Raw genomic sequence first — 12,326 nt, forward strand, 5'->3', positions numbered from 1 at the left:
CTTCCTTCAGACCCTGCCGTTGGCCAGCAACGCCCTTGCGAGTCGGATTATCTTCCCCTCAGTCGGGGCGATTCAGGTTTCTTTCAACCTGACGGGTTTGCCAGCTTCGCTGGGCAAACAAAAAAGCCGCTCAACTGAGCGGCTTATCATCATGCTACAACGGCGTTTTTACCATCCAGTTTTATCGCGCAGTGCTTGACCGATTTCTGCCAAGCTTTTCACTGTGGTGACGCCTGCAGCTTCAAGTGCTGCAAATTTGTCATCGGCGGTTCCTTTACCACCAGAGATGATCGCACCCGCATGGCCCATGCGTTTACCCGGAGGTGCGGTAACACCGGCAATGTAAGAAACAACAGGTTTGGTGACATGCTCTTTAATGTAAGCCGCCGCTTCTTCTTCAGCGGTACCACCGATTTCACCAATCATGACAATCGCTTCAGTCGCTGGATCTTTTTCGAACATTTCGAGGATGTCGATAAAATTAGAACCTGGAATAGGATCGCCACCAATCCCCACACAGGTTGACTGGCCAAAGCCTTCATCCGTAGTCTGCTTCACCGCTTCATAGGTCAAGGTACCTGAGCGTGACACGATACCGACTTTACCCGGTTTATGGATATGACCTGGCATGATGCCAATCTTACATTCACCCGGGGTGATTACGCCTGGACAGTTTGGACCTATCATGCGAACGCCAGCTTCATCAAGCTTCACTTTCACTTCCAGCATATCCAGTGTTGGGATCCCTTCGGTGATACACACAATCAGCTCAATACCCGCATCAACTGCTTCGAGGATCGCATCTTTACAAAATGGTGCTGGCACGTAGATCACCGATGCCGTTGCACCCGTTGATTCTACGGCTTCTGCCACTGTGTTAAACACCGGCAAACCGAGATGGGTGGTTCCCCCTTTACCAGGAGATACCCCGCCAACCATTTGCGTACCGTATTCGATCGCCTGCTCAGAGTGGAAGGTACCCTGTCCACCCGTAAAGCCCTGACAGATGACTTTGGTGTCTTTATTAATCAGCACTGACATTGTTATTTACCCTCCGCTGCAGCAACGACTTTCTGTGCGGCTTCTGTGAGTGAGGTGGCCGCGATGATGTTCAAGCCGCTATCGGCTAGTTTCTTCGCACCTACTTCGGCATTATTGCCCTCTAGGCGAACGACAACAGGCACTTTCACGCCCACTTCTTCTACTGCGCCAATGATGCCGTCAGCAATCAAGTCACAGCGAACGATGCCGCCGAAGATATTCACCAATACTGCCTTCACATTGCTGTCAGACAGGATAATCTTGAATGCTTCAGTCACACGCTCTTTCGTCGCGCCACCGCCGACATCCAAGAAGTTAGCAGGGCTACCGCCGTGCAGATTAACAATATCCATGGTGCCCATCGCAAGACCTGCACCATTGACCATGCAGCCAATGTTTCCATCGAGGGCAACGTAGTTCAGTTCCCACTGTGCCGCATGCGCCTCACGGGCGTCTTCTTGGCTTGGATCGTGCATCGCGCGAACCTGTGGCTGGCGATAGACCGCATTGCTATCAATCGACAGTTTTGCATCCAAGCAGTGCAGGTTGCCCTGATCAGTAATCACCAATGGGTTCACTTCAACCAATGCGACGTCTTTATCAAGAAACAGCTGTGCAATCCCCATAAAGATCTTGGTGAACTGTTTGATTTGCTCACCTTCAAGACCCAATTTAAATGCCAGTTGACGGCCTTGATAAGGCTGAGGACCGACTAAAGGATCAATCGAGGCTTTGTGAATTAATTCAGGCGTCTCTTCCGCCACTTTCTCAATTTCCACACCGCCTTCTGTTGACGCCATGAAAACCACGCGACGCGAGCCACGGTCAACGACCGCACCGAGATATAGCTCTTTGGCGATATCAGTGCAGGATTCAACAAGAATTTTGCTAACCGGTTGGCCATTCGCATCTGTTTGGTAAGTAACGAGGTTTTTACCTAGCCATTGTTGTGCGAACTCGCGAATTTGTTCTTTAGAGGAAGCCAGTTTTACGCCGCCCGCTTTACCGCGACCGCCCGCGTGGACCTGACATTTGACGACCCATTTGTCGCCACCAATTTTGTCGGCTGCTTCGGCAGCTTCTTGTGGTGTGTCGCAAGCATAGCCCTCTGAAACTGGTAGACCATATTCAGCGAACAGCTGCTTTGACTGATATTCGTGCAGATTCATGATGTTCTATCCGTGTTAATGTCCATTATTGTGTCTTTGTGCTTTCCAAATGAGGGGACTCCGTCCCCTCGGCTGACAGCCAGTACATCACGTACTGGCCAATCAGTTAAACGTCCAATAGCAGACGTGTTGGGTCTTCAAGAAGCTCTTTGATGGTAACCAGGAAGCCAACCGATTCACGGCCGTCAATCAGACGGTGATCGTAGGAAAGCGCCAAGTACATCATTGGTAGGATCTCTACCTTGCCATCTACCGCCATTGGGCGGTCTTGAATTTTGTGCATACCAAGAATGGCTGCCTGAGGTGGGTTAATAATTGGCGTCGACATCAGCGAGCCAAATACCCCACCGTTAGTGATCGTAAAGTTACCCCCGGTTAGCTCATCAACGGTTAGCTTACCGTCTCGGCCTTTGACCGCGAGATCACGGATCCCTTTCTCGATATCTGCGAAGCCTAGCTTATCGCAATCACGCAGCACTGGTGTGACCAAACCGCGTGGTGTTGATACCGCCATGCTCACATCGAAGTAGTTGTGATAAACGATGTCATCACCGTCGATAGACGCATTCACTTCCGGGTAACGCTTGAGCGCTTCAACCACTGCCTTCACATAGAAAGACATGAAGCCGAGGCGAATATCATGGCGTTTTTCGAAGCTATCACGATACTGCTTACGCAGTTCCATAATCGGCTTCATGTTGACTTCGTTGAACGTGGTCAACATCGCGGTACTGTTTTTCGCTTCTAACAAGCGCTCAGCAACACGCTTACGCAAACGTGTCATTGGCACACGTTTTTCACCGCGCTCAGCCACTGCAGGGACGTCTTGTGCAGGTTTGTCTTTCTCGCCACCTTTTGGCTTGTTCTTCAGGTAAGCATCAACATCTTCTCGGGTAATACGCCCACCCACACCTGTGCCTTTCACCGCATCAGGAGAGATATCATGCTCGGCCAGTAAGCGACGCACAGCAGGGCTCAATGCATCATTAGACTCTTCTTCCAGTGATGCTGTATGGCGCTTATCCGGTGACGCTTCTGATTCAGCAGGCACGTCTTTGGTCGGCTCTCCTGCCACAGCGCCCTCTTTCAACTTCGCGATGGCTTGTTTCGCCAACACGGTTGACCCTTCATCTTCAATGATTGACTCCAACACGCCATCAGCAGGCGCGGGCACTTCCAGTACCACTTTATCCGTTTCAATATCAACCAGTACTTCGTCACGGGTTACCGAGTCACCTGGCTGTTTGTGCCATGTGGCAATCGTTGCGTCAGCCACAGATTCGGGTAAATCGGGAACCAGAATTTCGATTGTCATATCGTAGTTATCCTTAATGTTCTAGTTCTTACTTGAGGGTCAGAGCGTCTTCGACTAACGCTTTTTGTTGTTTCTGGTGTACGGACATATAGCCTACCGCTGGCGATGCTGATGCCTCTCGTCCTGCGTAGGTTAAGGTAGCATCATCTGGAATCGCCGCACGGAAATTGTGCTGGCTGCTATACCAAGCCCCTTGGTTTTGAGGCTCTTCTTGGCACCACACAAAGTCTTTCGCATTGGTGTAAGGGGCGATAGCGTCTTTCACCGCATCCAATGGGAACGGATAAAGCTGCTCAATACGGATAATCGCCACATTATCGATTTCCGACTTGCGACGCGTTTCCAGTAGGTCGTAATACACCTTGCCTGCGCACATGACGACGCGTTCAATCTTGTTCGCATCCAGCTCATCCATCTCGCCAATTGCGGGGAGGAAATCACCATCAGATAAGTCTTCAAGGCTCGACACACAAAGCGGGTGACGCAACAGCGACTTAGGCGACATTACAATCAACGGACGACGCATGGGACGAACCACTTGGCGACGCAGCATGTGATAGACCTGTGCAGGCGTTGAGGGTACGACCACTTGCATGTTTTGTTCGGCACACAGCTGAAGATAGCGTTCAAGACGCGCCGATGAGTGCTCTGGGCCTTGTCCTTCATAGCCGTGAGGCAACAGCATGGTTAATCCGCACATACGGCGCCATTTTTGTTCCCCAGAGCTGATGAACTGATCAATCACCACTTGCGCACCGTTGGCAAAATCACCGAACTGTGCTTCCCAAACGGTGAGACCACCTGGCTCTGCCGTCGCGTAGCCATATTCGAACGCGAGAACCGCCTCTTCAGACAACACAGAGTCAAACACTTGGAATGGCCCTTGTTTATCGTGAATATTCGCCAGTGGCAAATAGGTACTGCCGTCGATTTGATTGTGCAAGACCGCATGACGGTGGAAGAAGGTACCTCGCCCGGAGTCTTGGCCGGTAATACGGATACGTTTGCCATCATCCACCAGCGTCGCATACGCCAAGGTTTCCGCCATACCCCAATCTAGCTTTTTCTCACCTTCCACCATGGCTTTACGATCGTTATAAAGCTTGGCGACACGGCTATGAAGCTTGTGGCTTTCTGGCAATTGGCAAATCCGATGGCCGAGCTCTTTCAGACGCTTAGCGTCAAACTTACTCGCCCACTCTACGGTCCAATCATGCCCAAGATAAGGGGTCCAATCGACCGAGTGCAACGCCATCGGGCGCCACTCTTTGACCACACATTCACCGCGGTCAAGCGCATCGCGATACTCGTTGATAAGCTCGGTCGCTTTCTCAAGATTCGCAACACCCTGCTGATCAAGAACGTCCGCATAAAGCTTACGCGGTGTCGGATGCTTCTTGATCTTTTGGTACATCATAGGCTGTGTCGCGTTGGGCTCATCCGCTTCGTTGTGACCGTGACGGCGATAACACACCAAGTCAATGACCACATCACGCCGGAATTCGTTACGGAAATCAAGCGCTAAGCGAGAAACGAAGGCAACAGCTTCAGGATCATCCGCGTTTACGTGGAAGATTGGCGCCTGCACCATTTTGGCAATATCAGTACAGTATTGCGTAGAACGAGAATCGGCTGGGTTCGAGGTGGTAAAACCGATCTGGTTATTGATGACGATACGTACCGTGCCGCCAACTTGGAAGCCACGCGCTTGAGACATGTTAAAGGTCTCTTGCACGACCCCTTGGCCAGCAATCGCCGCATCACCATGAATCGTGATCGGTAAGACACTCGAACCGGTGGCGTCTTGGAGACGATCTTGACGAGCTCGGACTGAGCCCATGACCACAGGGTTGACGATCTCAAGGTGAGATGGGTTGAAGGCAAGCGCTAAATGCACATCACCACCTGGCGTGGCAAAATCAGACGAGAAGCCTTGGTGATATTTCACATCACCGGTGCCCCAGGTTTCGTCCTGTTTACCCGCAAACTCGTCAAACAGTTCTGACGGCTTTTTACCCAGCACATTCACCAACACGTTCAAGCGGCCGCGGTGAGCCATACCGACCACCACTTCACGAGCACCTTTACCACCAGCGTGGCGGATGAGCTCTTTAAGCATCGGGATCAGTGCATCCCCCCCTTCGAGAGAGAAGCGCTTTGCGCCTGGGAACTTCGCGCCCAAATAGCGCTCTAGTCCTTCAGCCGCGGTCAGCTCTTCTAGGAAGGTCAGCTTTTCTTGTTCGTTGAATTGCGGCTGCCCAACCACAGACTCTAAGCGGCTTTGGATCCAACGTTTCTCTTCCGTGTCAGTGATATGCATATATTCAGCACCGATAGACCCACAATAGGTCTTCTGCAGTGCTTCATAAAGCTCGCCCAGCTGCATATTGTCTTTACCAATTGCAAATGAGCCGACATTGAAGGTTTCGTTGAAATCCTGCTCGTTAAGTGAGTGGAAAGCAGGTGATAGATCGGGTACTTGATTACGCTTCCATAAACCCAGCGGGTCAAGATTGGCCTGCTGATGGCCGCGGAAACGAAATGCGTTAATAAGTTGAAGGACTTTGACTTGTTTCGCGTCTACGTCGGGGTCATTGACTGAGGCATTTGCACGCGCTGTCTCGGTAGCTAAGCGTCGAAAGTAATCACGAACGCGAGAGTGGGGTTGTTCTACCGCGGTTTCATTCACCGCTGGTAGTTGGTCAAAGACCGCTCTCCATTCTTGATCAACTAACTCCGGGTCACTGAGGTACAGTTCGTAGAGGTCTTCTACGTAAGTTGCATTGGCGCCAGCCAAATGAGAAGACTCCATCCAAGCCTTCATCACGCCATTTTGCATTGTTATCCCTTAACCACTAGTTATTTATCCAAACGCCGGTTCTAAGCCGGGTTACCTGTTATTTAGCCCCGTCCGTAGACGGGGCTTTATAGTTCACGTTAATGTACGAAAGCGTTTTAAACGCCACGCTGAATCAGCATCGACTTAATGTGTCCAATTGCTTTCGTTGGGTTCAAGCCCTTAGGACACACACTGACACAGTTCATGATACCGTGGCAACGGAAGACACTAAAAGCGTCGTCCAGATCAGATAAGCGCTCTTCAGTCGCGGTATCACGGCTATCCGCTAACCAACGATACGCAGCGAGCAGCCCTGCCGGTCCCACAAATTTATCTGGGTTCCACCAGAAAGAAGGGCAAGAGGTGCTGCAACACGCACACATGATGCACTCATACAAGCCATCTAACTCCGCGCGGTCCTCAGGGGCTTGTAAGTTCTCACGTGATGGCGGTGTGTCATCGTTGATTAAGTAAGGTTTGACCCGCTCGTAGTTCTCATAGAACTGACTCATATCGATGATAAGGTCACGAACAACCGGCAAACCGGGCAATGGACGGATCACAATTTCTGATTTGTCCATCAGTGATGAGAGTGGCGTGATACACGCCAATCCATTCTTACCATTCATGTTCACGCCGTCCGAACCGCATACACCTTCGCGGCATGAGCGACGGAATGCTAACGTCGGATCTTGCTCTTTTAGTTGAATGAGCGCGTCCAATAGCATCATGTCCGACCCTTCAGGCACGTCGAGCGTGTAATCCTTCATGTATGGCGCATCGTCCACATCTGGATTGTAGCGATAGACTGAAAACTTAACGTTCATCGTTTTCGACCCCCTTAGTAAGTACGCGCTTTCGGTGGGAAAGCGTCACGATGCACTGGCGCCATGTTGACGTCGCGCTTCGACATAGATTCCGTTTCTGGATTGTAGATGGAGTGGCATAGCCAGTTCTCATCATCACGCTCTTGATAATCAAAGCGTGCATGAGCGCCACGGCTTTCGGTACGATAGTTTGCCGCTACCGCTGTTGAATAAGCGGTTTCCATCAGGTTCTCCAGCTCCAAACACTCGATACGCTGAGTGTTGAACTCAGTCGACGTATCGTCCAATCGTGCGACTTTCAAACGTTCACGGATTTCTTGCAGTTCTTTGAGGCCTTTCTCCATCGCCTCACCTTCGCGGAATACCGAGAAGTTTTCTTGCATACACGCTTGGAGATCTTTACGGATTTCTACAGGGTCTTCGCCTTTTTGCGTGCTGTTCCAGCGGTTCAAGCGCGCTAAAGAGGCTTCAATATCAGATTCACTTGCATCACGCGCTTCAACTTGCGCGGCCAAGGTTTCACCAAGGTGTAGACCCGTTGCACGGCCAAAGACCACCAGATCAAGCAATGAGTTACCGCCCAAACGGTTTGCGCCATGGACAGACACGCTAGCGATCTCACCACAGGCAAACAGGCCTTGTACTTCAACGTCGTGTCCCATTGGATCTTGTTTGATCGCTTGACCAGACACTTGCGTTGGAATACCACCCATCATGTAATGGCAGGTTGGAATGACTGGAATTGGCTCTTTGACCGGATCCACGTGCGCAAAGGTACGAGACAGGTCCAAAATACCTGGCAAGCGTGATTCAAGAACATCCTTACCCAAGTGGTCTAGCTTAAGCTTGATGTGTGGACCCCAAGGGCCGTCACAACCTCGGCCTTCTCGGATTTCGATCATCATTGAGCGTGCAACCACATCACGACCAGCAAGGTCTTTTGCGTTCGGCGCGTAACGCTCCATAAAGCGTTCGCCGTCTTTATTAAGCAAATAGCCACCTTCACCACGGCACCCTTCGGTCACCAAGACACCGGCACCAGCAATGCCTGTTGGGTGGAACTGCCACATTTCCATGTCTTGCATCGGAACGCCTGCTCGCAACGCCATACCGACACCGTCACCCGTGTTGATGTGCGCATTGGTGGTGGATTGATAAATACGCCCTGCACCGCCCGTTGCAAGCACGGTCGCTTTAGATTTGAAGTAGCAAATCTCACCAGTTTCCATGCACATCGCGGTGGCACCAACCACCGCACCGTCTTGGTTTTTCACCAAGTCGAGGGCATACCATTCCGAGAAGATGGTGGTTTTATTTTTGATATTTTGCTGGTACAGCGTGTGAAGCAATGCATGACCAGTTCGGTCTGCCGCCGCGGCTGTACGTGCCGCCTGTTCACCGCCAAACTCTTTCGATTGGCCACCAAACGGACGCTGATAGATAGAGCCGTTTTCAAAGCGCGAAAACGGTAGGCCCATTTTTTCGAGTTCAATGACCGATTGCGGGCCGGTTTTACACATGTACTCGATGGCGTTTTGGTCTCCGATATAATCCGACCCTTTCACCGTGTCATACATGTGCCATTGCCAGTTATCCTTGTGTGAGTTACCCAGTGCTACCGTAATACCACCCTGCGCAGATACAGTGTGAGAACGAGTCGGAAAGACTTTTGATAACAACGCACAAGACAGGCCTTGTTCAGAAATTTGCAGGGCGGCGCGCATACCTGCACCACCTGCGCCAATAACGATTGCGTCAAATTCGCGAACTGGAATACTCACTTACACACCCCACAGTACAAAGAAACCGGCAAACACATAGATCAGCAGCAAGGCAACTACACCCAATTGAAGGAGGCCACGCAGCAAGGCAGGCTTGATGTAGTCAGTTAACACTTGCCACATACCGATCCATCCGTGAATGAGAATCGACACCAGTGCCAGCATGGTAAACACCTTCGTGCTGGTTTGGCCGAAAAAAGCTGTCCATGAGGCGTACGTAATGTCCGGCCCAAATGCAGCAAATCCGACCATATAAAGTGTGTAAAGTGTGATGATAATCGCAGTGGCCCGAATGAGTACAAAATCATGTACACCATTACGCCCCACCGATGAAATGTTTTTCGCTACCATACCAAAATCCCCGCCAGTACAGACAACACGCCGGTCAATGCAAATGCCACCTGAGCGCTTTTCGCACCCGATTCTAACTCTTCAAAATAACCGATATCCTGCATGAGGTGGCGGATACCACCTACGATGTGATAGGCAAGCGCCGTGAGGATGCCCCAAAGGACAAACTTAACGAAGAAGCTATCGACGATGGCAGACGCAGTTTCAAAACCGCTAGGTGAAGAGAGAGACAGGCTAAGCAGCCACAATAGGATGGCGATCGAGACGAAGGTGATGACACCTGCTACTCGATGCATGATAGACGCAATCGCTGTGATGGGGAAACGAATGGTCTTAATGTCGAGGTTTACGGGTCTTGACTTTCTTTCTTTCACGATATTGCCCACTCAGCTCCATTGAGCATTTATAGTTATTTACACTCTCTGAACCTCAGTACTCAAAGCGTAAGACCTGCAACATCTGTGTAACGTGCTTTGCGTACCTTATTGCTATTAACTGCAACTTTGAGCAAATGGATCACGTCAATTTAGAAAGGTGTTTGAGCCCCTAAACGCTCTAGGATACTGATATGCCCAGAGACCTCGCAAAAGTATACGCGGCGTAACAAGCAATTACAAACGCTCAAAATTGACAGGAATCTCACAACAGATATTTAACCCGCATTGCAAATAAGTTATTAACTCGCGCACACATCGTTAGGTTAAAAATTGACATCACCTAGGCCGATCGGTAAAACGGTCGGGTCCGTATCCTGGATGGGATTATAAAATAACAAAGGAGATTGTTATGGCAGAGAAGAAAGCTACCCTACATATTGAAGGGCAAGCACCAATCGAACTGCCGATCATGGGGGGCACTGTCGGGCCAGAGGTCTTGGACGTACGTGCATTAGGTGCAAATGGATATTTCACCTTTGATCCGGGCTTTGTCGCCACGGCATCATGTGAATCGCAAATCACCTACATTGATGGCGCTGCAGGCGTTTTGCTGCATCGCGGTTACCCTATTGATCAACTCGCCAATAACGCTGATTACTTAGAAGTCTGTTATATCCTTCTTTACGGTGAAGTCCCTACGAAAAAGCAATATGAAGAATTCCGCTCGTTAATCGTGCGCCACACCATGGTACATGAGCAAATCGCGAGTTTCTTCCACGGGTTCCGTCGTGACGCTCACCCTATGGCCGTCATGGTCGGTGTCGTCGGTGCACTGGCTGCTTTTTACCACGACTCACTGGATATCAATAACGACCAGCACCGCGAAATCACCGCCTTCCGATTGCTCTCTAAAATGCCGACACTCGCGGCAATGTGTTACAAGTACTCGATTGGCCAGCCATTCATCTATCCGCGCAACGACCTAGATTACGCAGAGAACTTCCTCCACATGATGTTTGCAACGCCTTGTGAAGAATATGAAGTTAACCCAGTAGTTGCGCGTGCAATGGACAAAATCTTTACGCTGCATGCCGATCATGAGCAGAATGCGTCCACTTCGACGGTCCGTCTAGCCGGCTCGTCAGGCGCTAACCCATTCGCGTGTATTGCCGCGGGGATCGCGTCACTTTGGGGGCCAGCTCACGGTGGTGCCAATGAGGCCTGCTTGCGCATGCTAGAAGAAATCGGTCATGTCGATAACATTCCTGAATTTATTGGCCGAGCAAAAGACAAGGATGATCCTTTCCGTTTGATGGGCTTTGGACACCGGGTGTATAAAAACTACGATCCTCGCGCTACTGTGATGCGTGAAGCTTGTCATGAAGTATTGGAAGAACTGAGTATCCAAGACCCACTTCTCGATGTGGCGATGGAGCTCGAGCGTATTGCACTGTCTGATGATTACTTTATCGACAAGAAACTGTATCCGAATGTGGACTTCTACTCGGGGATCATCCTCAAAGCGATTGGTATTCCAACGTCGATGTTTACTGTGATTTTCGCAATGTCACGAACCATTGGTTGGATTGCACATTGGAATGAAATGCACTCCGATCCCAACAATCGCATTGGTCGTCCGCGTCAGCTCTATACTGGCTACACGCAACGTGAATTCACACCAATGAAACAGCGAGACTAACACCTTGCTTGCAGAAAAACGCCGCCTAAACGAGGCGGCGTTTTTGTTTTCGTCAATCACTTATACCGGGTTGTCGATATCAATAAAATCAACCGTTAGGCCATACTGTTTAGCCAACCACTCACCCAGCGCTTTAACACCATAACGCTCTGTCGCATGATGGCCTGCGGCAATATAGTGCACACCTTGCTCGCGCGCTGAGAACGTTGTCCGTTCTGACACCTCACCTGAAAGATAGGCATCCATATTCTGGCTAGCCGCTAAGTCGATAAAGTCTTGCGCACCGCCCGTGCATAAACCGACCATTTCAATACGACGGGTGTGGCCGCCATCAATAACCAAAGGGGCTCGGCCTAGCACCGCCGCCACTTGATGTTCAAACTGGGCTAAGGTCATCGGCGTCGAGAGCTTTCCGTAAACAGGAATCGATACTGGGTTACCGGGTTCTAACCCGCCAATCAACTCAATCCCCAATCGCTTAGCCAACTGTGCGTTATTTCCCATGGTAGGGTGAATATCCAACGGCAAATGGTAGCCATATAAATTAATGCCATTTTCAATCAACGCTTTGATCCGTTGATACTTCATGCCACGAATTTGCTGTGGTTCACCGCGCCAGAAGTAACCGTGGTGTACCAAGATGGCATCCGCATTCTGCTCAATCGCCGCATCGATCAGATCTTGGCAAGCCGTGACACCGGTAATCACTTTTTGTACTTGCTCACGTCCCTCAACTTGTAACCCATTCGGGCTATAGTCTTTGATTTGATCGGGCTTTAGCTCTGCGTTTAGGATTGCTTCGAGTTCGAGGTTATTCATGATGTCTCTTTCGTCGCTTTGAGATGTTGTATGTTAGTGTAACGTGCGGAATCGACATATCGAGTAGGGTGAGGCGTTGCCGCCTCATCCCTCTCACAGAACCGTACA

At 50.4% G+C, this 12,326-nt stretch carries 10 protein-coding genes; 1 reads left to right on the forward strand and 9 read right to left on the reverse strand.

Going from position 1 to position 12,326, the window contains the following annotated elements; translation table 11 throughout:
- Positions 1 to 168: 168 nt before the first annotated feature.
- From sucD to sdhC, 8 genes are all read right to left on the reverse strand, one after another.
- Positions 169 to 1,041 (reverse strand): succinate--CoA ligase subunit alpha, encoded by an 873-nt coding sequence (sucD, locus tag BGK46_RS08205; RefSeq protein WP_069588376.1) that lies wholly within the window; start codon positions 1,039 to 1,041, stop codon positions 169 to 171.
- Positions 1,042 to 1,043: 2 nt separating this feature from the next.
- On the reverse strand, positions 1,044 to 2,210 hold the full coding sequence (sucC, locus tag BGK46_RS08210) for an ADP-forming succinate--CoA ligase subunit beta (RefSeq protein WP_069588378.1): 1,167 nt from the start codon (positions 2,208 to 2,210) through the stop codon (positions 1,044 to 1,046).
- Between the two features lie 106 nt (positions 2,211 to 2,316).
- Positions 2,317 to 3,525, reverse strand: coding sequence for a 2-oxoglutarate dehydrogenase complex dihydrolipoyllysine-residue succinyltransferase (gene odhB / locus BGK46_RS08215; RefSeq protein ID WP_069588380.1), 1,209 nt, complete (start codon positions 3,523 to 3,525; stop codon positions 2,317 to 2,319).
- A 28-nt stretch (positions 3,526 to 3,553) separates the two neighbouring features.
- Complete coding sequence (sucA, locus tag BGK46_RS08220) at positions 3,554 to 6,364, reverse strand: 2-oxoglutarate dehydrogenase E1 component (RefSeq protein WP_069588381.1); 2,811 nt, start codon at positions 6,362 to 6,364, stop codon at positions 3,554 to 3,556.
- Between the two features lie 116 nt (positions 6,365 to 6,480).
- A complete protein-coding gene (locus BGK46_RS08225; RefSeq protein WP_069588383.1) occupies positions 6,481 to 7,191 on the reverse strand; it encodes a succinate dehydrogenase iron-sulfur subunit in 711 nt (236 codons plus the stop codon).
- A gap of 14 nt (positions 7,192 to 7,205) precedes the next feature.
- Entirely contained in the window at positions 7,206 to 8,972 is a 1,767-nt protein-coding gene (gene sdhA, locus BGK46_RS08230; RefSeq protein WP_069588384.1) for a succinate dehydrogenase flavoprotein subunit, read from the reverse strand.
- Positions 8,973 to 9,323, reverse strand: a complete 351-nt coding sequence (gene sdhD, locus BGK46_RS08235) for a succinate dehydrogenase, hydrophobic membrane anchor protein (protein WP_069588386.1) — start codon at positions 9,321 to 9,323, stop codon at positions 8,973 to 8,975.
- Positions 9,317 to 9,709: a succinate dehydrogenase cytochrome b556 subunit gene (sdhC, locus tag BGK46_RS08240; protein WP_069588388.1), complete on the reverse strand. Its 393-nt coding sequence runs from the start codon at positions 9,707 to 9,709 to the stop codon at positions 9,317 to 9,319. The genes sdhD and sdhC overlap by 7 nt, the downstream gene beginning before the upstream one ends.
- 400 nt (positions 9,710 to 10,109) lie before the next feature.
- On the opposite strand from sdhC, the gene BGK46_RS08245 reads away from it, so the two are divergent.
- Entirely contained in the window at positions 10,110 to 11,399 is a 1,290-nt protein-coding gene (locus tag BGK46_RS08245) for a citrate synthase (protein WP_069588389.1), read from the forward strand.
- A 60-nt stretch (positions 11,400 to 11,459) separates the two neighbouring features.
- Here the strand turns inward: BGK46_RS08245 and BGK46_RS08250 are convergent, their stop codons facing one another.
- Positions 11,460 to 12,218, reverse strand: a complete 759-nt coding sequence (locus BGK46_RS08250) for a Nif3-like dinuclear metal center hexameric protein (RefSeq protein WP_069588391.1) — start codon at positions 12,216 to 12,218, stop codon at positions 11,460 to 11,462.
- Between the last annotated feature and the right edge of the window lie 108 nt (positions 12,219 to 12,326).

The sequence above is a fragment of the Salinivibrio sp. SS2 genome, from assembly GCF_001722075.1.
GTDB classification, from domain to species: Bacteria; Pseudomonadota; Gammaproteobacteria; order Enterobacterales; family Vibrionaceae; genus Salinivibrio; species Salinivibrio proteolyticus.

Excerpts from the sequence above, each read along its gene's own strand:
- sucC (WP_069588378.1), bottom strand. The coding sequence starts at position 2,210 with ATGAATCTGCACGAATATCAGTCAAAGCAGCTGTTCGCTGAATATGGT.
- sdhD (WP_069588386.1), bottom strand. The coding sequence starts at position 9,323 with ATGGTAGCGAAAAACATTTCATCGGTGGGGCGTAATGGTGTACATGAT.
- BGK46_RS08225 (WP_069588383.1), bottom strand. The coding sequence starts at position 7,191 with ATGAACGTTAAGTTTTCAGTCTATCGCTACAATCCAGATGTGGACGAT.
- BGK46_RS08245 (WP_069588389.1), top strand. The coding sequence starts at position 10,110 with ATGGCAGAGAAGAAAGCTACCCTACATATTGAAGGGCAAGCACCAATC.
- sucD (WP_069588376.1), bottom strand. The coding sequence starts at position 1,041 with ATGTCAGTGCTGATTAATAAAGACACCAAAGTCATCTGTCAGGGCTTT.
- odhB (WP_069588380.1), bottom strand. The coding sequence starts at position 3,525 with ATGACAATCGAAATTCTGGTTCCCGATTTACCCGAATCTGTGGCTGAC.
- sucA (WP_069588381.1), bottom strand. The coding sequence starts at position 6,364 with ATGCAAAATGGCGTGATGAAGGCTTGGATGGAGTCTTCTCATTTGGCT.
- BGK46_RS08250 (WP_069588391.1), bottom strand. The coding sequence starts at position 12,218 with ATGAATAACCTCGAACTCGAAGCAATCCTAAACGCAGAGCTAAAGCCC.